Genomic DNA, 25,912 nt, shown 5'->3' with positions numbered 1-25,912 from the left:
TTCCCACCTATCTATTAATGATTATCCAGTTGTAATCAGTGACTGCGGTCATAGTGCTGCTGAAGACGATCACCAATCATCTGCAGCAATTGCACAAGGGCAATCAATACGACAACTGTTGCCAGCATAATGACACCATCAAACCGCTGGTAACCATACCGTATACCCAGGTCACCAAGGCCACCACCACCGATGGCACCGGCCATGGCTGAATAGCTGACCAGCGTCACCAGTGTGATGGTCATGCCATTAATCAGACCGGGTCTGGCTTCTGGCAGCAACACACGGGTAACAATCTGTAATGGGCTGGCGCCCATGGATTGGGCGGCTTCCACCAGCCCTGAAGGCACTTCATTCAAGGCACCTTCTGCAATTCGGGCAACAAAAGGGATCGCTGCCACGGTCAGTGGCACAATGGCTGCGGTTGTACCAATGGAAGTACCTGTCAGCAGTCGCGTCAGTGGAATAATCGCCACCATCAGAATAATAAAAGGGATAGAACGTCCAGCATTCACAATCCCCCCCAGAACCAGGTTAGCCACCCGGTTTTCCAGAATGCGCCCTTCACGGGTCACATAGAGCAGTACACCCAGCGGGATACCCAGAAGAAAGCTGACTCCACCGGAAAATGCCACCATATAGAGGGTTTCCCAGAGGGCTTTAAACAACAGCGACCATGCATCAGCTGACATAACCAATCACCTCTACCTGAACATTGGCTTTCAGAAACTGCAGGGACTGTTCAATACCTTCAGGCTCACCCATAATTTCTACCATCAAAAAGCCCATGGCTTTTTCATTGACCGTTTCAATATCCGCCTGCAGGATATTAAAGTCCGTATTGAACTGTCTTGCCGCTTTAGTAATCAGCGGCTGCACAACCCCCTGCCCGACAAAGGTAATACGTACAACCGGCCGAGCACCGTCAGAAGGGTCTGACTGGAAGCGGGCTTCAATTTCAGCCACCGGTTTTTCATGAATGGCGCTGCGAACAAACTCTTTTGCCAGATCCGTCTGAGGATTGAGAAAGAACTGTTCCACTTCATTCTCTTCAATGATTTTTCCGAAGCTCATGATGGCCACTCGATCACAGATGGTTTTCACCACATCCATCTCATGGGTGATGATCAGAATCGTGATCTTAAGCTGACGGTTAATGTCTTTCAGCAAAGCAAGAATGGATCGTGTTGTCTGAGGATCCAGCGCTGATGTTGCTTCATCGCACAACAGAACTTTCGGCTTACTGGCCAGGGCCCGGGCAATAGCAACACGCTGTTTCTGTCCACCGGATAGCTGGGCAGGATAGCTGTTTCTTTTAGAGTCCAGCCCAGTCAATTCCAGCAGAGGCAGAACGGCTTGTTCAATCTCTGACTTAGTGGCACCAGCCAGTTCCAGGGGAAGAGCAACATTGTCATACACCGTTCGGCTGGACAGCAGATTGAAATGCTGAAAAATCATGCCAATATTGTGACGGGCCTGACGCAGTGATTTTTCCGAGAGCAGGGTAAGATCCTGGCCATCCACCAGAACCTGACCGGAGGTCGGTTTCTCCAGTAAGTTAACACAGCGAATCAGGGTACTTTTCCCAGCGCCACTGGAGCCAATCACACCGTAGATCGTACCTTCAGGTACCGTTAGGCTTACTCCGTCAATGGCCTTGACCTCTGTGCCGCCAGCGGCAAACACCTTGGTCAGGTTGTTCAATTCAATCATTACAGCTCCTGCCTACAACTGCGCTGGATGATGAGTCGCAATTTCTATACATCTGTTAAAACAGATAGAGTATTTGTCAGATAGTTCCAGTTCAGGAGGTATTTCCTGAAAAATTGCTCCCAGCATTTTCAGGATACCGCACATCCGTGTACATGCCCCGGAAACTGCTCCATGCGTTTCCGGGATACCACACATCCATGCGCATAAAAAAACCACCCTGCTGCTAACAGAGTGGTTTCATAAGGAATTCTTTATTGAAACCCTTCTTTTAGCGGAATTTGTAATGCGCCCGCAAGCCAAGGTCAAATCAGCGCATGAAGCTACAAACTATCCAAAATAGTGATTTCTGTCAACACTCCAGAAAGTGCTCTTAAACTGCAGACAAGATAGCGGTTATCCCTGAAATGCTGCACAGTACGAGCATAATCTGGCGAATCCTTTCCTTTTCCACCTTCTCAGCGACTTTACTGGCCATCCAATGCCCCATTAACACCGCAGGAAAAAGGCATACACCATAGATCAGCTGCTCTTTTGATAACAGATCATTAATCCCCAGCATAACCAGTGAAATAAAACTGCCAACCACAAAAAATACCGCAAGGTTGGCTCTGATCCGGTTGCCACTTTCATTTTGTAACAACAGAGCCATGGGTGGCCCACCTATAGAGGCCGCAGTTCCCATCATCCCCGAGCACAGACCCGCACTGAACAGAGTAAATGGTGTCGTTTTCAATTGATAGGGAAAAAGGCTACCGACAACCGCCAGCAATACAGCCCCTCCCAACACAAGACTTAAGTGCTGGATACTGACCAGCGTGAGAATCAATACCCCAATCATGGAGCCGGGAACCCGGCCCAGCAGGGCATACCCCAGAATTGAAACATCGATCTCACTGGCATAACGTCTGGCGGAAAGAGCACCGATCGCCATACCGGAAAAAATCAGAGGTCCGGGAACCAGAGCGGGATCAATCTGATAAAGAAAAGGTGCGGCAACCACTGCCATGCCAAAGCCGATGGTTCCCTGGACAATAGCTCCCAGGCCAACAACCCCCATAGCAGCAATAATCTGCAGAAGTGACAGTTCCATTCAACGACATCCAGCAAAGACCTTAGAAATTACGCCTGGCTCTGCTATATTGTTTTTTCGAATAAAAAAATAAGAATAAATTATATATAGATAATGTCAGACAAAACATACGTACTGGTAATTTTTTACCTGTAAGCACTTAATAACTGGACAACCGACGTTTGTCTTATTTAATAAAAAGGGAAGGAACATTTTTTAATCAGACATGGCTTATTTTTTACTTTTCAAAAAATTACGCCTTGCAATAACGAACAGATGTCGTCAGGTATTTTCGCAGTTTATCTGCCATTCATACGTCTTCACATGATTGGCTGCCCGACGTTATCCCACATGTCCCTAACACCCATAACCAGCATGGGCAGGTATTATTATGGAGCTCTTCTTCAAAGACTTTATTATGCTCTGGTCAACCATTGATCCTGTAGGCACCCTGGCACTTTTCACCGGGCTGACCGCCCGATTATCAAAATCACAAAAACGCAGGGTAGCTCTGAAAGCAACAACGTATGCCTTCGTTATTCTTCTATCAGCCCTAGTGCTTGGACAGATTATTTTAAAGGCAATGAGCATCCAGCTGATCTCCCTCCAGTTGGCAGGAGGCATCATCCTGTTCCTGTTTGGTCTGCAAATGATTTTCTCTGACCCTGAAGAAGGCTCAGGCTCTCGGGAGCCTGGCCACCAACTTGCCGTATTCCCTCTGGCAGTCCCTTCCATTGCCAGCCCCGGGGCAATCATGGCAGTGATTGTTCTGACGGATAATCAGCTCAAAACCTTTAGCCAACAGGCCATGACAGCCGGCGCCATGACGTTGGTTCTTATGGTCACCTGTGGCCTGATGCTGATTGCCGACCGTATTTTTCGTGTCATTGGACACAATGGTTCGGCCATTATCATACGGGTCATGGGTATGGTACTGGCTGCACTGTCGGTAGAACTGGTGATGACAGCCCTTGGAGTTCAGCGCTGGATGGGTTAACTCTCCAGCCCCATCATCGACTTGTAGTGTTTTCTGCAAACGGATAGATAGCTGTCATTACCGCCTATCTGCACCTGGCTGCCACTTTTAACCGGATTACCATCTCCATCAAGACGCAGCTGCATATTGGCCTTTTTCTCACAACACTTGCAGATGCTCTTCAGCTCTGTCAGCTCATCAGCAATGCTGAGCAGAACCTCACTGCCGGCAAACGCCTTGCCAAAAGCATCGGTACGCAGACCAAAACAAAGTACAGGAATACCCAGCACATCAACCACATCGGAAAGCTGCCATACCTGCTCTGGTGTCAGAAACTGTGCTTCATCTACCATAACGCAGGCAATGTACTCTTCACTGTGCTCTCTGGCGATCTGCTGCTTCAGGTTATCATTCTGGGAAATGGCCACAGCTTCACTTTGCAGGCCTATTCTTGAGGTAATTTTTCCTACACCAAAACGGTCATCAATGACCGGAGCCAGCAACAACACCCTTTTACCGGCACTCTCATAATTATGAGCAGACTGAAGAAGGTATGTACTCTTTCCCGAGTCCATGGAAGAAAAATAGAAATAAAGCGAAGCCATTACACTGTGATCCTTGGTGTCGATACATAATTATTCCGTCATTGTCGCTTTATCTCCAGAGAAATTACCGCACCCCTGTTTCGGAAGATGACGCTTGTTCTAACTATAGAAGTTTCTCAAAGTTTGCTAGCCTTGCCCTCTCTACACTAAACCACCAGACTGAATGAAACTGACGCCCCACCAACAAACGGTTGCCAATCATGATCAGGACCATGCCCTCTGTATTGCGGTGGCTGGCTCGGGGAAAACCTCAACGCTTGCTCAACTGGTCAGTAATCTACTGCAAAAAGGGGCAGATCCACGTCGGTTGATGGTGATGATGTTTAACAAAGCGGCACAGATCGACTTTTCAAAAAAACTTCGAACGCTGGCCAGCTCCCAGTTTGCAAGCCTGCCGGAAAATCAGCTGCAGCTCCCCGAAATCAGAACCTACCATGCAACCGGTCTGAAACTGCTCAGAACACTGGAAGGCTGGCAGATAAGAGCCCCCTATAACAAACAACCGTTATCTGAAAAAGTGGTAGAACTGCAGGTCAGGACACTGATTCTGAAATTGGCACCAGAAACCATTAAGGAGCGCATTCGCTCGGATGCTGCCCGCCTGATCGAAGCTGCCATCAGCTTTATTGAATCGGTCAAAGCTCATTTGACCAGTCCAGAGCTATGGTTTGAACAATCCGGTTATACAGATGACTATCGATTTTTCATCAAGCTGTTTCATCAGTTTGAACAATGGCGCCACCAGCAGAAATCGATCACCTTCACCGACATGCTCTACGATCCGGTGAAACTGATCCAGGAACACCCGGAGCTGATTCCCAAAGTCGCTGATAAGATGGACTTTATCATCGTTGACGAATATCAGGACACATCAACTCTACAGCACCAGTTTACCCGGCTGATTGCCGGACAGCGGGCCAGAATGATTGCCGTCGGGGACCCTGACCAGACCATCTATGAATTCGCCGGAGCGAATATCGACAACATTCTGAACCATTTTCAGCAGGACTACGGAGATAGCGGTGAGGTCAAAGAGCTCACCATGCCCCATACCTTCCGCTATGGTCACAGCATTGCCCTGGCAGCCAGCCACTTGATCAGTCAGAACCGATCCCGCAAAAATGTTCTCTGCATTGCCCATCCGGAAAACCCTCCGTCACTGATTCGCCTCAGCCAACCCGGATCAGACGACAGTCGCTTTGTTGTTGAATCACTCATGGAGTATCTGGCGTCAGGCACACCACCAGAAGATATAGCCATTCTGGTGCGAGTCTGGGCTCAGGCAGTTCCCATTGAGCTGAACCTTCTGGAGATGGGGATTGCCTACAGCAGTGACGGCCCTTCCCTTTTTCAACGGCCGGAAATTGAATCATTGATCGATGCAATGGCTCTGGCCAGTGGCGGATTTGCCGACTTTCTGCCCGAGGTTCGATATCATAAGTTAGCAAGGCTTCTGACGCTGCCTCATGTCGGCCTGAAACAGCAGCATATTGACTGGCTTTGCCAGCAGCTGAAAGACGAAAATCACCAATTTGGTAAAGCTCTGGGAAAGCTGGCACCCAAAATTAAAGACATCAGTGACTTTCAGGCTCGAAAACTGGCACAAAGGGCAGAACTCTTCACATGGCTGGAGCATAATGGCAGCAAACATAAGGCTCATACGCTGATCGCCACGTATATTCAACAGTCTGAAATATACGACAGCCTAAGGTCCATGAGCCTGAATGAGCAACGAACGGATGAGCAGATTCTTGCCATCAAAGGTTTTCATCGTTTCCTGAAACAGCTGAATGAAGACACTGCCAACTGCTGCCTGCATATCGCTGAATTAATCGAGAAACGGAAGCAACAGAAAAGCCAGCGACAGCGATCCAGCCATGGCATCACTCTCAGTTCCTGTCACCGCTCCAAAGGGTTGGAATGGCCTGTTGTGTTACTGCCTGGACTGACCCGTCAATACTGGCCGTTCCTCAGGGAAGATGAAATCGCTACCCTTTCCGCCCAGAAGACCAGTAATGCGATTGAGTCTGAGCGCCGCCTGCTCTATGTAGCAATGACCCGAGCAAAGCAACAGTTACATCTTTTTACGGCGCGGGGAAATCTGACAAGTATTCCAGGAAAGCATTCATGCTCATCTGAAGTCCAATCCATTACAGCCAGAGAGCATCAGGACCGGATCAGTCCCTTTTTGCTGGAAATGAACCTGCCCCACGTCTTATCACTGGGCAACCTGCTCCATGAAGATGCGGATGAAGAGCTGGCCGAAGCCATTGATAAAATTGGCCTGACACCAGTATCAAGGCGATACCTCAGCTCAGCTCGCCCAGCTCTGATCGAAAGACTGAAAACAATCCCCAATATTGAGACAAACAGCAAATCCACTGGCTCTGCTTACAATGAAGCCAGTAATGCCAGAGGCAGTGCTTCTGACGGTCCATGGCAGCTCAAAGCCATTATTGATCATGCCATCTTTGGCCGTGGCGAAGTTATTGAAGTTAATGACAGCAACTTCTCCATCCGTTTTGACAGTCGACAGCATGGTGTAAAACGCTTTGCCCGGATTGAAGAAGTTCGGCACTTATTCAGAACTGTCCAGTGCTGAGCCTTTACCCAGATCACAACGTTTTTTTGAGAAATACTCAAACAACTTTGTAAGCCTGGTGTAACGGCCGGATTTAATGAGCAAACTGGGCTTTGTTGAACCACCGCTTTGCCTGATCAGATACATTCCAATGCTCTCATTTTCAGGTACGAATACGATCTCACTTTTGGACGCGCCTTTTTCAAACATTTTTTCACTGACCAATAAGCCAACCTCCATTCCATTTTTTGCCAACTTCCTGGCGTAGCGATATTTTCCCTGCATCATCCGGTCAGATCCTATTGCCTGATACATATAGATAGTTCGCCCAAAATACATCAAGAGCTGAGAGGCTGTAGCTATGTCACTGGAATCCTGAGACTCAGCCCCATCCTGCTGTAGTAGAAAGACCTCTCCTTCAAACTTGGAGGGAAGAAGACCATGACTGTGACTTACCTGTCCCAGAATCAAAAGAAGCAAACAACAGAACGATCGTAAAGCAGCACAACACATAGTCTGTAAAAAATTATTGTTACTGTTATTGGACAAGCAGTTAATAGTAGCTGGAAATTTGTTAGTGACTTAAAAAATATACAAAACAATGTTTTTGTAATAAGCCAAAAAGCCGTTGTTTCCGGAATTTCAATTATACTGATTCCAGTTTTATTCCAATCGGGGTGCCGCTGGTGTTTTCATCAATGAAACAAGCATCACTTGCTTTGGTACTATCAACCGTTGTTGCCTGCTCGTTTGTCGATACGCAAGAGCATCCAAAGAAAGACGCCTCGTTTATATACCCCGATACACTTCAGGAGAAGCCCGGCTTTACCAATATGGCAACGTATGGCCAGTTTATGGGCTGCCAGGCTGGGAAAAGAAATCGTGGCGGACCACAGGATGGCTGGGTAAAGTCCCCTTCCCTTCCAGGCTCCTATGAAGATTACCTAAGCGGTTGGGAAGCCGGATTCAGAAAATGCAGGAAAGAGCAGGGTCCCGAAGAAAACCCGGGAGGCCCCATCGTCCCCCCAGGTGACCTATACCCTTGAATCAGATCTTTGGAGCGACCGATGTTTCTATTCATGAAACGGGCATCAATTTTCCTGATGCTGCCAGTACTTTTTGCCTGCTCTACCACTGATCAACCGATGTCACCGCAGAGAAACATGCCCCCTCCGCCGGATATCACGCAGGACAATACGCTTTACACCAATATGAGGACTTATGGCCAGTACATGGGATGCAGCGCAGCAGAAAGAGATGAAGGCCTGCTCCAGACAGGATGGGAGCAGGCTCCAGAACTGCCAGGCACCTACGAAGAGTATCGCAGTGGCTGGCAGGAAGGGTTTAATAAGTGCCGAATAGGACTGGGGCCTGTGGTGCCTCCCAGTGGGGCTTATCCATAGGCAGCTTTTTAAACGACTTTTTCTTTTATCTGCGCCGTCCTTTTTTCTGACGGGCAGAGGAGCTCTTTGATGTCCTGGAATTGCGGTTATCCCACTGACCACCCCAGGCTTTCTGGAAGTCACCCTGCGAATGTACCCGCTGCCCCGACCTTCTCTGTCCCTTGCTTTCTTCTTCTGGAATCAGCTGATGCTTGCCGGGACCAATCAGGTCAGAACGGTTCATATCCCGCAGCGCCTGACGCAGGAAGGGCCAGTTCTTTGCGTCGTGATAACGGAGAAATGCCTTCTGCAGACGACGCTGATCCAATGTTCTTGGTGTATACAGCCGGGGGCTCTTGTAGCTGACCCGCTTCAGCGGGTTCTTCTCAGCATGATACATGGCCGTCGCCAGTGACATGGGTGATGGATAGAATGTCTGCACCTGATCCACACGGAATTTGTTTTTCTTCAGCCATAGAGACAGGTTCAACATATCTTCATCCTCACAGCCAGGGTGAGCAGCAATAAAGTAAGGAATCAGATACTGCTTTTTACCCGCCTTCTGGGAGAAGTGCTCAAACATTTTTTTAAAGGCATCATAGGTCCCCATCCCCGGTTTCATCATTAAATCCAGGGTGCCTTTTTCAGTATGCTCCGGCGCAATCTTTAAATAGCCACCTACATGATGCGTCACCAGCTCTTCCACATATTCCGGGTCTTCCACGGCCAGATCATAGCGAAGGCCAGAGGCAATGGCGATTTTCTTAATACCCGGTATAGCCCGGGCTTTCCGATAGAGTTCAGTGGTCTGCTTGTGTGATGTTTTCAGGTTTTTGCAGATCCCGGGGAAGACGCAGGATAGCCGACGACAGCTGGCCTGAATCTGATCATCCTTACAGTTCAGATGATACATATTGGCAGTCGGGCCACCCAGATCAGAAATCTGTCCGGTAAAGCCTGGCACCTTCTCGCGAATATCCTCCAACTCTGCCAGCACCGACTCATGTGAACGACTCTGGATCACTCGCCCTTCGTGTTCCGTGATCGAGCAGAATGAACACCCACCAAAACACCCCCGCATAATATTTACAGAGGTTTTGATCATATCGTAGGCCGGAATTTTGGCATGACCATAAGACGGATGTGGTCGGCGCTGATAGAACAGACCAAAGACACCATCAATCTCAGGCGTTTCCAGCGGGATTGGTGGCGGATTGACCCAGAGTTCACGGTTGCAATGCTTCTGTACCAATACCCTGGCATTGTGCGGATTGGATTCCTGATGCAACACTCTCGAAGCATGGGCATAAAGTGACGGGTCATTGCGCACTTTTTCAAACGAAGGCAGTCGGATACAAGTCGTTTCAGGGTTCAGCTTTTCTTCACGATGCAGTGGCATCGGAATAATCCGCACCGGCTGAACCTCATTAATGGATGCACTCTCTTCGGTTTGACAGCTTTCTTCTTCTTTATAGTCGTAGGGGCTGGATCCAAATGCTTCCTGCAGAGAACTGATATCCCGTGGCCAATCGATTCGGGAAGAGTCGATTTCTGTCCAACCACCAGGCACCTGCGGCTTCACAACCACGGTACCGCGAACATCATGGATATCTCGAATATTAACCCCGGCAGCCAACCGGTCGGCCACTTCTGCCATGGCCCTTTCAGCATTGCCGTACAGCAAAATTTCTGCGGTTGCATCCACGAGAACTGAACGTCGAACCTCATCACTCCAGTAATCATACTGAGCTATACGGCGAAGACTGGCTTCAATCCCCCCCAGAATGACCGGAACCTCACTGTACGCCTCTTTGCAACGCTGGCTATAAACAATCACCGAACGATCTGGCCGCTTGCCGGGCTCCGCATTGGGTGTATAAGCATCGTCATTACGAACTTTCAAATCAGCCGTGTACCGGTTGATCATGGAGTCCATATTGCCGCCGGTCACACCAAAGAACAGGTTGGGTTTCCCCAGACGCTTGAAGTCTTCAGCATTGCTCCAGTCTGGCTGGGCAATAATCCCTACACGAAACCCCTGAGATTCCAGAAAGCGGCCAATAACGGCCATACCAAAGCTGGGATGGTCTACATAAGCATCACCAGTCACAATAATGATGTCGCAGGAGTCCCAGCCCAAATCGTCCATTTCCTGGCGGGACATAGGCAGGTACGGGGCTGTGCCATAACACTCTGCCCAGTACTTGGGGTATGAAAACAGGTCAGGGGCAGTTTTTGGTGTGGGCATGAAGTCTTCGGTGCTGTGATGAAAAACGGGCTATTTTCACAGAAATCGCCCGTCAGTCCTACCCCGGTATTTAAATCATGCAGTGATGATTATCGAAAGCCTGATAAGAAAAAACAGAAAATTACGTTTCAATTCATCAACAAAGCGAAGATTACTGCCCTTTATCTTCTCTTTTTACCAGCTCTCTCAACTCTCTTTTTAATATTTTCCCAGTGGCACTGAGCGGAAATTCCTGAAAAATTCGAACATATCTTGGGTATTTGTAGTCGCCCAGTTGCTGCCTTGCCCAGGTCTTAACCAGCTCAGGGGGAAGTTCGCAACCTTCATGCAGAATCAGGCAGGCCATAATCTCTTCCACATAATAATCATCAGGTACACCAATAACCGCCGCCTGCATAATGTCCGGGTGTGCCAGTAATACTTCCTCCACCTCCCTGGGATACACATTAAAACCACCGCGAATAATCAGATCCTTCTTACGGTCAACAATGTAGTAGTTACCCGCTTCATCTCGATGGGCAATATCACCCGTATAGAACCATCCACCCTTCAGCACCTCAGCAGTCTGTTCCGGCTTGTTGAAATACCCTTTCATCACGTTATGGCCACGAATGGCCAGCTCACCATCCTGACCAAAAGGCAAAGCATTTCCTCCATCATCAATCACTTTTAGTGCGACACCAGGAATGGGCCGGCCAATGGAGCCGGGAATGCGTTCCTGGTCCAGAGTATTAAAACAAGCTACCGGCGAAGTCTCTGAGAGACCATAGCCTTCAAGAATGGTGACCTTAAAATTGCCCTCAAATGCCTTCATGACTTCCAAAGGCATAGGACCTCCACCACTGATACACAGCCTCAAACTGTCGGTAATGATTTGCCGGTCATCCTTAGACAACTCAGCCTCAGCACCATTCAGGGCAATATACATGGTGGGTACACCAGCAAAGAAGGTAATCTTCTCCTGCGCCAGCAGTTTCAGTGTTTTCGAAGCGTCGAAGCGAACCATCAATACCATTGTGGATGCTGATGCCACGGCATGAAGCATATGCGCTGTCTGTGCAAAAGTATGGAATAACGGCATAACCACCAGGTGGGTATCATTCACATCCGTCATCAAAAGGTCTGAACAGATCAATGCGTTCATCGACAGATTATGGTGCGTCAGTTCAGCGCCTTTTGGCCGGCCAGTTGTGCCAGACGTGTAGAGAATCGCCGCCGTATCGTTTGCCCCTCTATCCTGTGGGTCGTCCAATGCGCTGCCTGAAAGCAAAGCTGAGAGAGTCGACTCACCTCTCCACTCCTCCGTTTTAAGGTCTCCGGTAATCGCAAAAAAGTGTTCGCAACTGCTTACCTGCTGAAAAGCCTCCAGCCCAAACTGCCCCAGTGGCAGTTCATCCGAACCTTCGAAACACAGAAAGGCAACCGCCTGACTGTCTGTCAGGTGGTAAGCAATTTCCTTAGGCTTTAATAGAATGTTCAGGGGCACCACAGCGGCACCGGCACTGAGAATCCCGTAATACACCATCAGGAACTGGGGAATATTGGGACAGCTCATGGCAACCCGGTCACCGGGTTTTATGCCCTGTTGCTGCAGTCCTTTACCAATACTGGCTGCTGCATCTTTTAAGACCTGATAACTGATTCGCAGGTCACCAAACACAATGGCAGTTTTATCCGGATAGACAGCAGCACTCCGATAAAGGAAATCAGCAAGATTGGACATAAAACCAGCACCCTAAAGAGAATATCAAATGACTCCCTTCAGAAAGTAGACAGCGACCTGTGAAAGCTCAAACCAGGTTATTAAAACAAACTGGTCTGAGACGTAATGATTTTGTCAAAGTCCATATCCACAAAAGGCAGGATACCGTCCGCAATGGGCTTTAGCTGTTTGGCAACATAGTGCTCATAATCAATGGCACTGTTTAGATATTCGATAGACTCTGGGCCATTAACCGTAATGAGATATTGAACAGAACCTTTGTTCTGGTACTGAAGAGGCTTACCTGCTGCCCGGTTCTGATCATCAGCCATTCGCGCAGCACGAACCTGAGGAGGAACATTTTTCACGTAGTCATTCAAACGGCGACGTAACCTCTTCTTATACACCAGTTGATCGTCTTTTTTCCCGGCTCTGACAGCTTCAACTGTTTCCAGTATGTAGGCTGAAGGATCACGGCCTGCAAATGTCAGTCTGAGCAACTCGGCCTGAAATTCCCGTGCAATTGACGTCCAGTCTGACCGAACGGTCTCAAGCCCCTTACAAATGAGCTCTTCACTGCCTTTACCCACTTTCAAACCCGCATAACGCTTCTTGCTGCCCGTTTCAGAGCCACGAATGGTCGGCATCAAAAATCGTCGATAGTGGGTTTCATACTCCATCTCCAGACAGGACGTTAACCCATAGGAAGTCATCAACAATGCTTTCCATCGATCATTAATTTCTGCGGCAAGGCTCTGCCCAATCTCATCAGCCTCAGCATGAGAAAGCGTTTCGCCCAGCAGAACAAAAATGGAATCCGTATCACCGTAGATCACCTGATGCCCCTGCTCTTCAACCCACCGGGAGGTCTGCTGCATGATCTCATGGCCGCGCATGGTGATGGAGCTGGCCAGTCGGGTGTCGTAAAAGCGGCAGCCGCCAGAACCAAGAACCCCATAAAAAGAGTTCATCAGGATTTTGATCGCCTGAGAGCGAGCGCTGTCTTTTTCTGCCTTGGCCTGATCCCTCTGTTGCCAGAGCTGAGTAATAATCTTAGGTAAAAAATGCCGCTCTCTGGAGAATACAGCCCCTTTAAAACCGGGAATCGCATGATCAGGGTCTTTCAACCCTTCCACCAGCCCCAGAGGATCAATCTTGAACGTCCGGATAATGGAGGGGTACAGGCTTTTAAAATCCAGAACCAGCACATGACTGTATAAGCCCGGCACTGAATCCATCACATAGCCGCCTGGAGAAGCCAGGCCTCCATCATCAGGAAGATTCGGCGCTACATACCCGGCTCGATGCAGTTTCGGCAGATAGAGATTGGTAAAAGCCTGAACGGAACCACCAATTCGATCCAGCTCCAGCCCGGTCAGTTCACTGCGTAACCGGAGAAAATCCAGCAATCGCGTTGTTTCAAATATCTCCGTTACCAGACGACAGTCTTCCAGATTGTATTTCGCCAGTTTCTGCTTATTGTGATGAAAGTCGTGAGTAATTTCGCTCATCCGATTACTCACGTCGTTAATGGCTTTTCCCTTACCTAACAACTCCCGGGCAACCGATTCCAGGCTGAAGCTTTCAAAGTGCCAGGTGGCAGACTTTAATGCATCAATGCCATCAATCACCATACGACCGGGTATTAAAACATAGCCTTCACCAGCATCACTGTTTCGCTCCCGCCAGCTGGCAGACTGACGACCTCGACCCAGCGTTAATGACATTCTGTGCAGGGTCGCACGCTTCAATAAGAGCCGGAAATCGAAGTTAATCACATTCCAGCCAATGAACAGATCCGGATCGTACTGTGCTACCTGCACTTCCAGTGCTTCAAGCAATGCCCGTTCATCAGCAACCCACAGAATATCGATACCTTCCGAGTGATTATCTGTTGAAGGCTTTTTATATGCTGAAGGTTTTTCATCCGCTGAAGGCTCTCCAATCATGATGACCGTCGAGAGGTTCTCCCCATAGAGACCGATTGAGTAAAGCTCTCCTCTGGCTGAACACTCAACATCCAGAGAAATAACCCGAAATGACGGCACATAGTAGGCTGGGCGGATACGGGCATGACGATACTCCAGAAACCCCAGTTTCTGTATCGGCTCACCGGTAAACGCCAGAGGCCCATAGGTAAAACGCTCCATCAGGTAGCGGTCATGGAGGCGGATATCGGCTTCATATATGGGCAGAGAGTCAGAACTGAGTAACCGCCGAGCTCGCTGGCTGCTATCAACGGTATTGAAGTAGAGTGCTGTAACAGGCTGATGATGAAACGTGGTCAGTTCCAGGTGCCGAAGGGAAAAGGTTATCTGAGCATGGTTCAGCAGCGTTTCAGCCTGTTTAAACGCAGCCGTTTCTACAAAAAAGACGGGCTGCTCCCCTTCGATAACCAGACATACCGGCTGGTCATCGGTCACCAGCCAGAACAGCATTTCAGTCTGGTTACGCCGGTCAGAACTCTGCCTGCTTAATAGAAAACCTTTTTGTCCTGATGCCATTCTTAAGATTGTGAAAAATGAAGGTAACTATTCAGCACCCAGCAAAGGCGTATTGTTGTAATTTCGAACCGCTTTAAGAAGCGCCTGAAATATGTTCAACCCCTGCTTTTTAGCAGATGATAAATAGCTTCGGATTCGGGTAAACATGGTACCTCCGTCTTCGCTTCTGAAGCAGCCTGAGATCTTCTGCTTAAGTTTGGCCATCCTGGCATCACGTTCACTGCCATTGTTATCGAAGGGAATTGAAAAGTCCGACATGAAGCGCAACGTTTCAACCTTAAACTCAATAAGCCTTTTGAACAGGTTGTAGGCCTTGGTATTCCTGACCTTCTTACGTCCAAGCACCTGTCGTTGTTTTTCCATATAAGCGGTTTCCTTCGTGAGAGCCCTTTGAAGGATTTGGTCGTATATCGTCTCAATGCGAAGCTGTATTGCACCAGGCATTTGAGTCAGACCGGCTGCTTTGTATTTCTTGCAGAAGTGCCAGGAGAGCGTAAGCAATTTCATCAGCCGCAGAGCCAGCTTATTCGCATCCCTATCGACAACTCCCTGAAGCTCTCTCAGATGATGGGCATTACAAAGCACATGCACTGCCGCATAGGCAAAGTAGGACTTCCAATGATCGTGAACCAGAATGCCTGCAAAAGTCAGCAGGATGCCCATTGCATCCATTGCTTCACAACCTCGCCTTTCTGAGAGGTAGTAAAGCGTCCATTGGTCATCTCGCATAATGTGTAACCACCACAGTGAACCGTCAACCCGCATGCCAGTTTCATCCGCTCCTGCAACCGGACTTTCTTGTAAAGCATCGCGGATACTCTGCTCAGTAGAGGCCAGGTTCTCATGGGTATAGGCAACAAAATTGGCAACAGAGCCTGCGCTGACACTCATGCAATAAATAGTATTGAAATACTCAGACACCCGGTGATATGGGATGAAGTGATACTGGTTTAAATGAACAGCCATTGCCTGAGTCACTTCTCCGTATTGAGCAGCGGCTTTCACTCCTTGGGGAAACTCAGCGGTGTTCCGTTTACCACAAGGACATACTTTAACGTCTGCCCAGTACGCGGTAACTTCAAATTCTCCGGGTCTACCTGGATCAAAAACCTGTCGCTCAATGTATTTGGTGGGTTTAATATCGATAAGCGAAGACTGGCAACAGCAACATTTTTCAACCTTCAGATGCCTGACATAATCGGGTAAGGCGACACGTCTCAAACAAGAGCCTTGATGACCTTTCTGGCCACCTGGTTTATTGCCTGAAGATGGTCTAAGGCTTTTGGGGTTCGGTGTTTCCTGTGAGGAGCAGGGGGCTTCTTTGGAAGATGTATCACCTTTATCACTCCCTTTTTTACTGGGCTTTTGATAACCATCTGACGATGGTGGCTTACTACTGTTTTGACTGTTTTTATTAACCCTTTCTTCCAGTTCGCTGCAACGTTCCCGTAAAAGCGCATTCTCGGTCCGAAGCTCTTCATTCTCTTTAAGGAGAGCTTCGGTAAACGGAGTAGCTGGGAAGTCTGGTTCCATACTGGAGATTTGTTAGAAAAATTGAGTATAAGATGATGGTCGAAAAATCAGAAAATTCCAGATTTATATGAAGGGTGCTGAATAGTTACAAATGAAGATAGTACCATCTTACCTTGATTAAATAAGAAAGGTCAGATAGCGATCATCAACTTCCCACTCTTCAAAACGGCTTTTGTCATGCCCTCAGATTGATCTGGTTTTATAAGCAACAGGCATCTCAAAAAGCAACCTCAGTCAAACCAAAAGAGACCGGGAACCATTGATTCAGCCTGCTGAAGAGACGATCCTGCCCGGTAAGAATGTTAACCAGACGGTCCATACTCTCCGGCGATATGACGTTGTTACGAACCACCGTGTGTCGATACTCCTTTATGGTAATGCCTGCTAACAGATAGACCGCCAGACGTAGCTGTGAGCTGACATTCAGATAGTCAATAACGTCACTTCCATCAGGAACAGCATGGTCAGCGACTTCTGGATATCGCTCTTCCAGATTCAACTCTTTATGAACCATTCTATGGACATCACTTTCCCAGTGAGGATCCATCAGACCATTTTGCCAACCATACTCAAGCAGACCTGCCTGGTTGGCAGCGCCAGTCTCCCATAACCTGGCAATATTTTTCTGAGTGCAGTCAGGCCGGGTACAGGGAGGGTAAAATGTCTCTCCTTTTTCAGCCATATCACGGATAAAAAGCGGCATTTCAGAAGAGCAGGCGCCATAGGTTTTCCAGACATGGAGAATATCAATGGCAGCATTCAGACCAATCATATCCATAGTCCCAAAAATACCCAGTGGCCGGTTATAGACAATAATAAACGCTAAATCTGCCAGCTGCCGGTTGATAAGATTTTTACCCAGCATATCGATGAAGTGTTCTTTAATCCGAAACCAGATGCGATTAAAAGAGTGACCAATCTGATCCTTAATCTCCAGACCATGGTTATGTAAGCGAAACGACGCTATGTCCAACCGGGCATTAAACGCTTCTACGGCTCTGGCGGTTCGTTCAGCCTGCAACCGTTTTTCTGCTTGGTCAGCTGACAGTGGTGAATCACCTTCAGTAACAGGGCCGTATAGCACCCCCACCTCACTGGCTGCGCTATGGGGAGAATACATATGATTCACGGACACTCTGGTTTTCTGATGCTCCGGTAGATGTTCCGTGAGAACGGAGACAGGAATAGACGAGGTATTGCTGGCCACCACCACATCGGTTTTGCCAGCAGACTCCAGCTTATTCAGCACACCATCAATCAGAGCCTGCTTTGCCTTCACATTTTCGGTAATCAACTCCTGAACAAAAATGGTATCAGCCCATTCACTCTCCAGAACCTGATCGTAATGGGTTTTATAGGTGAACGTATGTTGGCCTGACTCTGCACCCCAGCGTTCTTTAGCTTCATCAATTCTTTTGGGCTCAATATCTACAATCACAATCTTCGTATCGTCACCCAATTTGTGTTGCACTTTCTGAGTAAATACCTTGCCTGTTTTTCCATAGCCCAGAACAACAACCGTATCAGCAAAACTCAATAAGGTATAACTGAGAGCCAAGAGAGAAGCGAAAATAAATTTTATGAGCAGCCAGCGCTGGAACATGATGCCTCAAACCTGAAATTAAAAATAATTCAATTTTAGTCTGGGTTAGAGGTCTATTCTAAAAACTAGAAAATACTCAAAGTGTAAAAGAGCAATCATCCTCTATTTTTAAATAACGCTGATTCATTGCCCATCATTCCGCAATGAATCTTCTTGTGAAGATTCACGACTGCTTGAACTGGAAGAATCCGACTCGTCATACCCTCCAGTTAAACCTCCTGTAACTGTGTGTGTGGCAGCTATAGGAAGTTCTCGCTCAGGACATCGAGACTGACTTGAGCCAGCAGCAGAATGGGCAGACCGTGACTCTGGAACACTATTGAACTTGGCTAACATTTCTCGAAGTGCAACAATGGGTGATTGCGCGGTGGTACTAAAAACAACGTCTCTATCAGAAAGTAATGTGTATGTCTTCTGCCCCCCCACTCCTTGCAAAAAAAATGGAGACGTTTGCTGACTGGCCAAAAAAGCTCGGGGAACAGCTCTGGATGCCTCCATATTTTGAACGAAGTTGCTTCCACTTCCTTGAGTAAGCTGTTTTTTGCTATTCGTCCTTTTATTCTGAAACCATACTTTTACCTGTTCGTCAGTCATCTGCAGACTTGAAGCAAGCCTCGAACGATCAGTGCCCGAAATATAACGATTATGTTGAGCGAACGCCTTATTTAGTTCATGAACTTTCCACTCTGGAAAGTTAGTACGTGTTTTGCGTCCCTTTTGCTGGAGGCCTGTTTGCTGAGAACACAGTTCATTCGCATCAGCCTCTTTTTTTAACCTCTCAGAAGAAGCAGGCTGGCCACTATCACTGCTCACCCCCAACGCATTTTTCGAAGCTGCTGTCCAGTCATAAGCCCCAAAACCAGACTCCATGTAATGTCTTGCCGCTTCCTGATAGAGCCGCCTGTAACTACTGTAAGGATCCAAACCCGGTGCCATAGCAGCCTGATGAAGCAGAGGCATATTCCTTGATACATCACCGACACTTGAAATCCCTGAGCCAAAATCTCTTGAAGTTGAAGCATCCATTGCCTGTGACATCACAGGAAATAAACTGTGCACAGAATAGACTGGAAGTGTCTCAGAGCGCGCTACAGAAAACCTGCCATAAGAAGGTGTTTGTCTCGCTTCTGCTCCACCTGCTGAACTGCTTTGAACCGTTTCGGGTGCACTAACAGCGTCATGCAAAGATATGTCAGAAGGGTTGGGGATAAGGCCTGTCGGATACATAAATTCAGCCAGTTCATTGTAGATAGACCCATACTAGACGCAAGAATCAAAAAATCTAATTAAAAATAGTTTCCTGTAATTACTATTAAACAATCAAATTTATATGCTTTTTTGAATAGCTCAACCTTCAATCCTATTTTTTGAGCGTATAAAAAAAACCTGCAGTTAAACTGCAGGTTTTTATTAATTCTTTAACTACCTCAAGCCGCTTTCTGCTGTTGAGGCTCCGGTGTACGAATCAGATAATCAAAAGCTCCCAGTGCCGCAGTAGCGCCACTGCCCATGGCAATAATAATCTGCTTATAAGGTGCGGTCGTTACATCGCCCGCTGCAAATACACCTGGAAGCGATGTTTCCCCCTGGGCTCCGACGATGATCTCGCCACGTGGGCTCAATTCCAGAGTACCTTTCAGAAACTCGGCGTTAGGTACCAGGCCAATCTGGACAAAGATACCCGACAGCTCAACGGCTTTGCTCTCATCGGTGGCTCGATCGGTGTAACGCAGCCCGGTCACCTTCTCGCCATCGCCCAGCACTTCAGTCGTCAGCGCTTCGGTAATGATATCGATATTACCCATGGAGCGCGCCTTGCGCTGCAACACTTCGTCCGCCCGCAGTTTGCTGTCGAATTCAAGAACCGTCACGTGTTCAACAATACCCGCAAGGTCGATGGCCGCTTCAATACCGGAGTTACCTCCACCAATTACAGCAACTTTCTTACCCTTGAACAAAGGTCCGTCACAGTGTGGGCAGTAAGCGACACCTTTACCACGATACTCCTGCTCACCCGGAACGTTCATCTCTCTCCAGCGGGCACCGGTAGCAATGACCAGTGAGCGACTCTTCAAGGTTGCACCGCTTTCCAGCTCAATTTGAATCAGGTCACCCACCTGCTCGGCCGCAACAATCCGGCTGGCACGCTGCTGAGTCATGATATCCACATCGTAGTCACGAACATGCTCTTCCAGACTCGCCGCCAGTTTAGGGCCCTCTGTCGCTTTAACAGAGATAAAGTTTTCAATACCGACAGTATCCATCACCTGGCCACCAAAACGGTCAGCCACGATACCGGTACGAATGCCTTTACGGGCACTGTAGATTGCAGCTGAAGCACCGGCTGGGCCACCGCCAACCACCAGCACGTCAAACGGGGCTTTTTCAGAGATGGCTTCCGCCTGACGCTGAGCAGCTCCAGTATCCAGCTTGTTCAGAATCTCCTGAAGGGAGATGCGCCCCTGGGCAAACAGTTCACCGTTCAGGTAAACCGATGGCACAGCCATGATTTTCCGCTCATCCACTTCTTTTGGGAACAAGGCTCCATCAATCATCACATTGGTGATGTTTGGATTCAGCGCTGACATGATGTTCAGTGCCTGCACCACATCCGGGCAGTTCTGGCAGCTCAGGGAAACGTAAGTTTCAAAGCGGTAGTTACCTTCCAGCGCTTTTACCTGTTCTGCTACCGCTTCATCCACCTTGATCGGGTGGCCACCACTGTGCAGAAGGGCCAGAACCAGAGAAGTAAACTCATGTCCCATGGGCAGGCCGGCAAAGCGGATTTCACTGCCCGTCGCCGCAGAGCGAACCAGCATGGAAGGTTTGCGCTCTGCTTTCTCGGAAAGAGAGTTATCTGCTTTAGTAACAGATACCTTATCAGACAGGCTGGCAATGTCGTTTGCCAGAGATTCCATCTCAGCGGACTTATTGCTGTCGTCCAGGAATACCACCAGCTCAACGGATGTTTTCAGATTCTGCAGGTAGTTTTGTAACTGGGTTTTCATATTTGTGTCGAGCATGGTCGCACCCCTATTTATTTCAAAAACGGTATTGGTAAGGCGAAAGATGATTTTTTACTTTCTTTTTCTGGGCTTTTTCTGAACAGGTTTCTCAGACAAGCCTCTGTAAAGCTGACCAGGAATGATGAATAGCGGCTTAGTCAGCATTCCTGGTCAGCTTTTGAGCCTGCCCGGACTGGCTGTCCGGGCAGGCAATCAGCGGCGATCTATTGTTTAGATCTTGCCAACCAGATCCAGGGAAGGAGCCAGAGTCTCTTCACCTGGCTGCCATGCAGCTGGGCAAACTTCACCGTCGTGCTCAGCGATGTACTGGGCAGCCTGTACCTTGCGAACCAGGTCTTTAGCGGAGCGGCCAATGCCCAGGTCGTTGGTTTCGATGGCCTTGATTTCACCTTCTGGATTGATTACAAAGGTGCCACGCAGTGCCAGACCTTCTTCTTCAATCATCACACCGAAGTTGCGGGTAATGGTGCCAGTTGGATCGCCGATCATTGGGAACTGGATTTTCTTGATAGTTTCTGAGCTGTCGTGCCATGCCTTATGGGTGAAGTGCGTGTCAGTAGACACAGAGTATACTTCTACACCCATGGCCTGCAGCTGCTCATAATGGTCAGCCACATCACCCAGCTCAGTTGGGCAGACAAAAGTGAAGTCAGCTGGGTAGAAGAACACAACAGACCACTTGCCCAGCAGGCTCTGTTCAGTCACATCCACAAACTCGCCATTGTGGAAAGCAGTGGCTTTGAATGGCTTGATAACGGTGTTAATCAGAGATTGAGTCATTTGATTTACCTTCTCGGTTGGTTTGTGTCTTTCACGTGATAAAGATTACGACCAAACCATCGAACATCAAAATTAATTAAAAGAATACCCCCAATAGATTTATTTAATTGACAAAAATTCGGATTACCGAACAAAAAAGCGACAACGGGAACGGATTATGGAAATCACGACAGTATCATCCGCAACACTGATCACACTGGGCGTGCTGGCAGGCATGATCAATACCCTGGCTGGCGGCGGTTCCAACCTGACACTGCCTGCCCTGATGGTGATGGGCATGCCGGCAGACATTGCCAATGCCAGTAACCGGGTCGGTATCTTTCTTCAGAGCCTGACCGGCGCCCTTGGCTTCAAGCAGCATAACCGTCTGGAAACTGGCGAAATCCTGCCCATGATGATTCCCACCCTGGCGGGAGGCCTGGCGGGAGCACTGGCCGCCTCTTACAGTCCGGAGGGGATATTAAAGCCCATGTTACTGGGAGCCATGGTCACCATGAGTCTGATTATGGTGCTACGACCAGCGCTGATAGTGCCACCAGAAGGTACAGCCCCCTTGAAAGTTGCTGACTCACCCAAATCCTGGATCGGGTTAACGATAGCCGGATTCTATGGAGGCTTTGTCCAGGCGGGCGTGGGCTTTATTCTACTGGCAGCGGTATGTGGTGTTCTCCGTTACGACCTGGTGCGGGGCAATGCCCTGAAGCTGGTCTGTACGCTGGCTTTTACGGTCGTCGCCCTCGTTGTCTTTATTGCCCGTGATCAGGTTGCCTGGATTCCGGCACTGGTGCTCTCCATTGGCTATATTATTGGCGCTCATCTTTCCGTGAAGTTCGCCATTAAGGCAAAACCAGACACACTGAAAAAGCTGCTGCTGGTCATGACCATTTGTGGGTGTTTTGCGGCGATGTTTTTTTAAATCGTCGCAAAGAACATAAACACTACAGAGCAATGAGTAGACCAAACTCATTTGAGCGAGACCAATGGTAAGACGAGTTTAAGCTCTAACAATAATTGATGTATGGAAGGTGCCAGCTTCTTTAACCACATTGGCTAAATAAATAGGTAAATTTGAATCATATGTACGCTTCCTGTCTGTTCTCGTTGAACAGGAAGCAAGATCCAAAACTGAATAATATACAGAAAGGATAACGAGAAAATAAAAAAACCCGGCGATTGCCGGGTTTTTCTTTTTCGCTCAATTTTCTTGATGCAGAACAGTGAGCAAGCTCTAGAAGCGCTTGGTTACGGATGCACTGAATACATGAGCAGTGTTGTCGTACTCACCCTCAAGAGTCAGACCTCCGTTAACAGAGCCATCGTTATTATAGTTTTCCTCATCAATCTTAACCTTTGATGCAAACATGTAGCCATAAGCTGCATCAACGGTCCAATCATTACCAAGTTCATACTTAGCACCAACCGTTAACCAGTTACGATCACCATCAGGAATACGTGCAGTTCTGAACTCATCTTGAACAGGGGTTTGATCAAATGCATAACCTGCTTTTAAGGTCAGTTGATCACTGTATTTATAACTACCCCCCACTGCCAAAGACCAAGTATTTTTCCAGTTTTCCGGCACGTAAGTAATGACTGTGGAATCACTTGGATCTAATCCGGAGATTGGACCACCGCCTTGATCAGATTCAATGACAAGTTTGTCAAAACGGCTCCAACGGGTCCAAGTCGCCCCAGCCATAACCGTCCAACGGTCATCTAATTCATGTGTAGCACTGAACTCCAGAGTCTCTGGTAAAGTGATATTAAGTTTAGCTTTTTCAGAAATTCCTGCAGGCTGAAGTGTCGCATCGCCTTTAAGTTTCAAGTCTATTTTTGAGCGATAACTAACCCCTAAAGAAGTGGTTTCCAGTGGTTGCCATATTGCTCCAATGTTCCATCCATAAGCCCAATCATCACCCTCAACCACTACAGCAGTGGCTGGAGAGGCAGGGTTAATAAATCTACTCAGTTCTCCTTCCGCATAGGTTGCAAAAAGTCCTATACCGAAAGAGAGTTGATCTGAAAACTTATAGGCAACTGTTGGCTGGAGGTTAATTACAGAAACATCTGTTTCGTTGGCAAGGTAACGTCCGGCCCAATCGTCGTTGTAGTCAGTGGACGAACCAAAAGGAGCGTACATTCCCAATCCAAACGATAACTGATCATCAATAGGCATTGAGAAATAACCAAAAGGAATCACCGCTGTGTTCAAGAATTCATCATTGGTGCTGGCTCCTGCAAAGCTGCCTTCACCTTTGAAATCACCTTTTGGCACAACGACACCACCACCCACAGTCACCTGCCGCTCTTCAAGCAGCGCGATACCCGCTGGGTTAGCAGCCATAATGGAGGCATCTTCCGCATTGGAGCCCCGACCCGCATAAGCCGTACCCGCAGCAGCCGCTGAAGATTCATTCAGGGCAAAACCTGCAGCACCAGCCTGCATGGCCAGTGTCAATGTCGACAGGGCAAAGAGGGATTGATTTATTTTTTTCATAGTAACTTCCCTTCAGGCACATCGTTAGGTGCATTTTTATTGTTGTGTGAAAACTGCGTGCATTTTCGTTAGCGGATCTTAAAACATTTGTTTGAATTTGAAAAGCAATACACCACCTCTGCGTAAATTCCAGTAATAATTTGGTCAAGTCGCACTCAACTTAATTCATTCAGCAGTACTTTAAGCAGCGGGAAGCGGGAAGCGGGAAGCGGGAAGCGGGAAGCGGGAAGCCAAAACCCTAAGGATAAAAAAAGACCGGAGCAAGCTCCGGCCAAAAAACTTTCATGAGATCATCACGAAAGCGTATTAACGAACCCCAAGCTTTTTCAGGGTTGAAGACGTGAAGTAAGAAAGTTCTTTTTCCTCGCGGTTCACCACCATTGGCGGATGGGGGTTACGGATCTCATTGGCAAAGTACTCACGGGAAATCAGATCGTGGTGAATGGTTGAACGACGATCCATTCCCGGCATGTCGAACAGGTTAATGGAATTAACCATCGTCGTACGCCAGAGTTCATCACGGTTATCATACTGATCCACAACAACCGGATTCCAGTGATCCTCATCGATAAACAGAACGCGAGTTTTATAGACGTTACGCTCACCCTCTTTCAGCTCAGCCTTGACCACCCAGACTCTATGCAGCTCATAGCGCATATACTTTGGATTCGGGTGCCCTTGGGTCAGCAGCTCATCCAGAGAGACACTGGGGTCTTCAAAACGGTAGGCGTTGTAAGGAACGTACATTTCCTGCTTACCCAACAATGTCCAGTTGTACTTGTCAGTGGCACCGTTAAAGCCATAGGACTCATCGGTGGTCCGCCAATTACCCAGGCCTGCTGGAGAATCATACTTTACGGTTGGCGCACGACGTACACGACGAATACCTGGCGTATAACTCCATGCTGCACGTGGCTCAACACTCTGGTTTACAAACTCATGAACCAGAACGGTTTTACCCTTCTCCCGTGTTGGTGCCAGCGCCTGAATAATAGAAGCTGAACGGGGCAGGTTTTCTTTCTGGAATGTCTCAAAATCCAGCTCCGGATTAAAGTAAGGGGCTATCCGGGTAAAATGACTGACACCCTCCAGACGAGAGCCATTTCGGTAAACGACAGCATCTGTAATTCGGTAGTCAGAAAAGTATGGCCAGTTATTAAAAGCCATATTCCATACTACTTCCAGCGGACCTTCTGGAATCGGAAATGGAACACTTCCAAATGCATTGATGACGCCATTACCGTCTTCCGTTAGCTCAGCACGGGTCGCATTGGCCCGAACCTGCTGGATACTGAAGTCAGAGTACATGGCATCCCGGTGGGTCTTATAAACCGGCATTTTGAAGGTTTTTGGGTACGTCTTGAACAGCGCCTGCATACCCGGTGTCAGTTTATCCTTATGCTCACTCATGTTTTCCGCAGTAATCACGAACAGCGGCTTTTCATCAGCATAAGGGTCCGGATAGTAGTCACCGGGCTTATAACTGGCCGGTGGCTGGAAGTCCGGGTTCCAGGCCGGGATAGTCCCCTCGGCATTACCCGCCATCTCACCTCCGAAAGGCGTCAGATCCTTACCCAGGCGGGCAGCTTCCTCTTCGCTTACCTTGGCGGATACCGAAGTGGCCATCAGGGTCATCCCTGCCATGGTCACAGCCAGTAAAGATTTTGTTATTTTCATTATTATCTCTCCAGGC

20 protein-coding genes and 1 riboswitch are annotated in these 25,912 nt (G+C 48.2%); of the genes, 5 read left to right on the top strand and 15 right to left on the bottom strand.

Going from position 1 to position 25,912, the window contains the following annotated elements; genetic code table 11:
* Positions 1-35: 35 nt before the first annotated feature.
* The 3 genes from ACOCLE_RS03845 to ACOCLE_RS03835 all read right to left on the bottom strand — a co-directional run bounded on the left by ACOCLE_RS03845 (position 36) and on the right by ACOCLE_RS03835 (position 2,803).
* The gene (locus ACOCLE_RS03845; RefSeq protein WP_066016669.1) at positions 36-692 is read right to left on the bottom strand and encodes a methionine ABC transporter permease; all 657 of its coding nucleotides are present in this window, start codon (positions 690-692) and stop codon (positions 36-38) included.
* The gene (locus ACOCLE_RS03840; RefSeq protein WP_419535582.1) at positions 682-1,713 is read right to left on the bottom strand and encodes a methionine ABC transporter ATP-binding protein; all 1,032 of its coding nucleotides are present in this window, start codon (positions 1,711-1,713) and stop codon (positions 682-684) included. The genes ACOCLE_RS03845 and ACOCLE_RS03840 overlap by 11 nt, the downstream gene beginning before the upstream one ends.
* Positions 1,714-1,961: 248 nt before the next feature.
* Positions 1,962-2,037: riboswitch (SAM riboswitch) on the bottom strand.
* A 46-nt stretch (positions 2,038-2,083) separates the two neighbouring features.
* On the bottom strand, positions 2,084-2,803 hold the full coding sequence (locus tag ACOCLE_RS03835; protein ID WP_419535581.1) for a sulfite exporter TauE/SafE family protein: 720 nt from the start codon (positions 2,801-2,803) through the stop codon (positions 2,084-2,086).
* Between the two features lie 370 nt (positions 2,804-3,173).
* Here ACOCLE_RS03835 and ACOCLE_RS03830 point away from each other — a divergent pair, with 370 nt between their 5' ends.
* Positions 3,174-3,779 (top strand): MarC family protein, encoded by a 606-nt coding sequence (locus ACOCLE_RS03830; protein ID WP_419535580.1) that lies wholly within the window; start codon positions 3,174-3,176, stop codon positions 3,777-3,779.
* Here ACOCLE_RS03830 and ACOCLE_RS03825 read toward each other — a convergent pair.
* A complete protein-coding gene (locus ACOCLE_RS03825; RefSeq protein ID WP_419535579.1) occupies positions 3,776-4,363 on the bottom strand; it encodes a thymidine kinase in 588 nt (195 codons plus the stop codon). The genes ACOCLE_RS03830 and ACOCLE_RS03825 overlap by 4 nt on opposite strands.
* 163 nt (positions 4,364-4,526) lie before the next feature.
* Here ACOCLE_RS03825 and ACOCLE_RS03820 point away from each other — a divergent pair, with 163 nt between their 5' ends.
* Positions 4,527-6,965, top strand: coding sequence for an ATP-dependent helicase (locus ACOCLE_RS03820; protein ID WP_419535578.1), 2,439 nt, complete (start codon positions 4,527-4,529; stop codon positions 6,963-6,965).
* On the opposite strand, the gene ACOCLE_RS03815 is transcribed toward ACOCLE_RS03820, so the two are convergent.
* Positions 6,942-7,232, bottom strand: coding sequence for a hypothetical protein (locus ACOCLE_RS03815; RefSeq protein WP_419535577.1), 291 nt, complete (start codon positions 7,230-7,232; stop codon positions 6,942-6,944). The two genes, ACOCLE_RS03820 and ACOCLE_RS03815, sit on opposite strands and share 24 nt — an antisense overlap.
* A gap of 410 nt (positions 7,233-7,642) precedes the next feature.
* Here ACOCLE_RS03815 and ACOCLE_RS03810 point away from each other — a divergent pair, with 410 nt between their 5' ends.
* Complete coding sequence (locus ACOCLE_RS03810) at positions 7,643-7,990, top strand: hypothetical protein (protein ID WP_419535576.1); 348 nt, start codon at positions 7,643-7,645, stop codon at positions 7,988-7,990.
* A 21-nt stretch (positions 7,991-8,011) separates the two neighbouring features.
* A complete protein-coding gene (locus ACOCLE_RS03805) occupies positions 8,012-8,347 on the top strand; it encodes a hypothetical protein (protein WP_419535575.1) in 336 nt (111 codons plus the stop codon).
* Between the two features lie 25 nt (positions 8,348-8,372).
* On the opposite strand, the gene ACOCLE_RS03800 is transcribed toward ACOCLE_RS03805, so the two are convergent.
* The 8 genes from ACOCLE_RS03800 to ahpC form a co-directional block, all read right to left on the bottom strand.
* Positions 8,373-10,574 (bottom strand): YgiQ family radical SAM protein, encoded by a 2,202-nt coding sequence (locus ACOCLE_RS03800; RefSeq protein WP_419535574.1) that lies wholly within the window; start codon positions 10,572-10,574, stop codon positions 8,373-8,375.
* 151 nt (positions 10,575-10,725) lie between these two features.
* Positions 10,726-12,297, bottom strand: a complete 1,572-nt coding sequence (locus ACOCLE_RS03795) for a long-chain-fatty-acid--CoA ligase (protein ID WP_419535573.1) — start codon at positions 12,295-12,297, stop codon at positions 10,726-10,728.
* 80 nt (positions 12,298-12,377) lie between these two features.
* Positions 12,378-14,780: a DNA polymerase II gene (locus ACOCLE_RS03790; RefSeq protein ID WP_419535572.1), complete on the bottom strand. Its 2,403-nt coding sequence runs from the start codon at positions 14,778-14,780 to the stop codon at positions 12,378-12,380.
* A 27-nt stretch (positions 14,781-14,807) separates the two neighbouring features.
* Positions 14,808-16,313: an IS66 family transposase gene (gene tnpC / locus ACOCLE_RS03785; protein ID WP_419532963.1), complete on the bottom strand. Its 1,506-nt coding sequence runs from the start codon at positions 16,311-16,313 to the stop codon at positions 14,808-14,810.
* A gap of 217 nt (positions 16,314-16,530) precedes the next feature.
* Positions 16,531-17,850 (bottom strand): 3-hydroxyacyl-CoA dehydrogenase NAD-binding domain-containing protein, encoded by a 1,320-nt coding sequence (locus ACOCLE_RS03780; RefSeq protein ID WP_419535571.1) that lies wholly within the window; start codon positions 17,848-17,850, stop codon positions 16,531-16,533.
* Between the two features lie 189 nt (positions 17,851-18,039).
* Positions 18,040-18,942, bottom strand: coding sequence for a homeobox domain-containing protein (locus ACOCLE_RS03775; RefSeq protein WP_419535570.1), 903 nt, complete (start codon positions 18,940-18,942; stop codon positions 18,040-18,042).
* 401 nt (positions 18,943-19,343) lie between these two features.
* Complete coding sequence (gene ahpF / locus ACOCLE_RS03770; protein ID WP_419535569.1) at positions 19,344-20,939, bottom strand: alkyl hydroperoxide reductase subunit F; 1,596 nt, start codon at positions 20,937-20,939, stop codon at positions 19,344-19,346.
* A 213-nt stretch (positions 20,940-21,152) separates the two neighbouring features.
* A complete protein-coding gene (gene ahpC, locus ACOCLE_RS03765; protein WP_419535568.1) occupies positions 21,153-21,722 on the bottom strand; it encodes an alkyl hydroperoxide reductase subunit C in 570 nt (189 codons plus the stop codon).
* A 157-nt stretch (positions 21,723-21,879) separates the two neighbouring features.
* Here ahpC and ACOCLE_RS03760 point away from each other — a divergent pair, with 157 nt between their 5' ends.
* Entirely contained in the window at positions 21,880-22,638 is a 759-nt protein-coding gene (locus tag ACOCLE_RS03760) for a sulfite exporter TauE/SafE family protein (RefSeq protein ID WP_419535567.1), read from the top strand.
* 312 nt (positions 22,639-22,950) lie between these two features.
* On the opposite strand, the gene ACOCLE_RS03755 is transcribed toward ACOCLE_RS03760, so the two are convergent.
* Both ACOCLE_RS03755 and ACOCLE_RS03750 read right to left on the bottom strand, forming a co-directional pair.
* A complete protein-coding gene (locus tag ACOCLE_RS03755) occupies positions 22,951-24,219 on the bottom strand; it encodes an OmpP1/FadL family transporter (RefSeq protein WP_419535566.1) in 1,269 nt (422 codons plus the stop codon).
* A 306-nt stretch (positions 24,220-24,525) separates the two neighbouring features.
* Positions 24,526-25,896 (bottom strand): DUF1329 domain-containing protein, encoded by a 1,371-nt coding sequence (locus tag ACOCLE_RS03750; RefSeq protein ID WP_066017148.1) that lies wholly within the window; start codon positions 25,894-25,896, stop codon positions 24,526-24,528.
* Positions 25,897-25,912: the final 16 nt, after the last annotated feature.

The organism is Endozoicomonas sp. (assembly GCF_965196975.1).
Lineage (GTDB): Bacteria > Pseudomonadota > Gammaproteobacteria > Pseudomonadales > Endozoicomonadaceae > Endozoicomonas.
This window is presented reverse-complemented; position numbering and strand designations above follow the sequence as displayed.

Coding starts and splice junctions, on each gene's coding strand:
- ahpC (WP_419535568.1), bottom strand. CDS start 21,722: ATGACTCAATCTCTGATTAACACCGTTATCAAGCCATTCAAAGCCACT.
- ACOCLE_RS03810 (WP_419535576.1), top strand. CDS start 7,643: ATGAAACAAGCATCACTTGCTTTGGTACTATCAACCGTTGTTGCCTGC.
- ACOCLE_RS03835 (WP_419535581.1), bottom strand. CDS start 2,803: ATGGAACTGTCACTTCTGCAGATTATTGCTGCTATGGGGGTTGTTGGC.
- ahpF (WP_419535569.1), bottom strand. CDS start 20,939: ATGCTCGACACAAATATGAAAACCCAGTTACAAAACTACCTGCAGAAT.
- ACOCLE_RS03815 (WP_419535577.1), bottom strand. CDS start 7,232: ATGATGCAGGGAAAATATCGCTACGCCAGGAAGTTGGCAAAAAATGGA.
- ACOCLE_RS03795 (WP_419535573.1), bottom strand. CDS start 12,297: ATGTCCAATCTTGCTGATTTCCTTTATCGGAGTGCTGCTGTCTATCCG.
- ACOCLE_RS03840 (WP_419535582.1), bottom strand. CDS start 1,713: ATGATTGAATTGAACAACCTGACCAAGGTGTTTGCCGCTGGCGGCACA.
- ACOCLE_RS03805 (WP_419535575.1), top strand. CDS start 8,012: ATGTTTCTATTCATGAAACGGGCATCAATTTTCCTGATGCTGCCAGTA.
- tnpC (WP_419532963.1), bottom strand. CDS start 16,313: ATGGAACCAGACTTCCCAGCTACTCCGTTTACCGAAGCTCTCCTTAAA.
- ACOCLE_RS03790 (WP_419535572.1), bottom strand. CDS start 14,780: ATGGCATCAGGACAAAAAGGTTTTCTATTAAGCAGGCAGAGTTCTGAC.
- ACOCLE_RS03775 (WP_419535570.1), bottom strand. CDS start 18,942: ATGGATGCTTCAACTTCAAGAGATTTTGGCTCAGGGATTTCAAGTGTC.
- ACOCLE_RS03760 (WP_419535567.1), top strand. CDS start 21,880: ATGGAAATCACGACAGTATCATCCGCAACACTGATCACACTGGGCGTG.
- ACOCLE_RS03820 (WP_419535578.1), top strand. CDS start 4,527: ATGAAACTGACGCCCCACCAACAAACGGTTGCCAATCATGATCAGGAC.
- ACOCLE_RS03825 (WP_419535579.1), bottom strand. CDS start 4,363: ATGGCTTCGCTTTATTTCTATTTTTCTTCCATGGACTCGGGAAAGAGT.
- ACOCLE_RS03800 (WP_419535574.1), bottom strand. CDS start 10,574: ATGCCCACACCAAAAACTGCCCCTGACCTGTTTTCATACCCCAAGTAC.
- ACOCLE_RS03755 (WP_419535566.1), bottom strand. CDS start 24,219: ATGAAAAAAATAAATCAATCCCTCTTTGCCCTGTCGACATTGACACTG.
- ACOCLE_RS03830 (WP_419535580.1), top strand. CDS start 3,174: ATGGAGCTCTTCTTCAAAGACTTTATTATGCTCTGGTCAACCATTGAT.
- ACOCLE_RS03750 (WP_066017148.1), bottom strand. CDS start 25,896: ATGAAAATAACAAAATCTTTACTGGCTGTGACCATGGCAGGGATGACC.
- ACOCLE_RS03845 (WP_066016669.1), bottom strand. CDS start 692: ATGTCAGCTGATGCATGGTCGCTGTTGTTTAAAGCCCTCTGGGAAACC.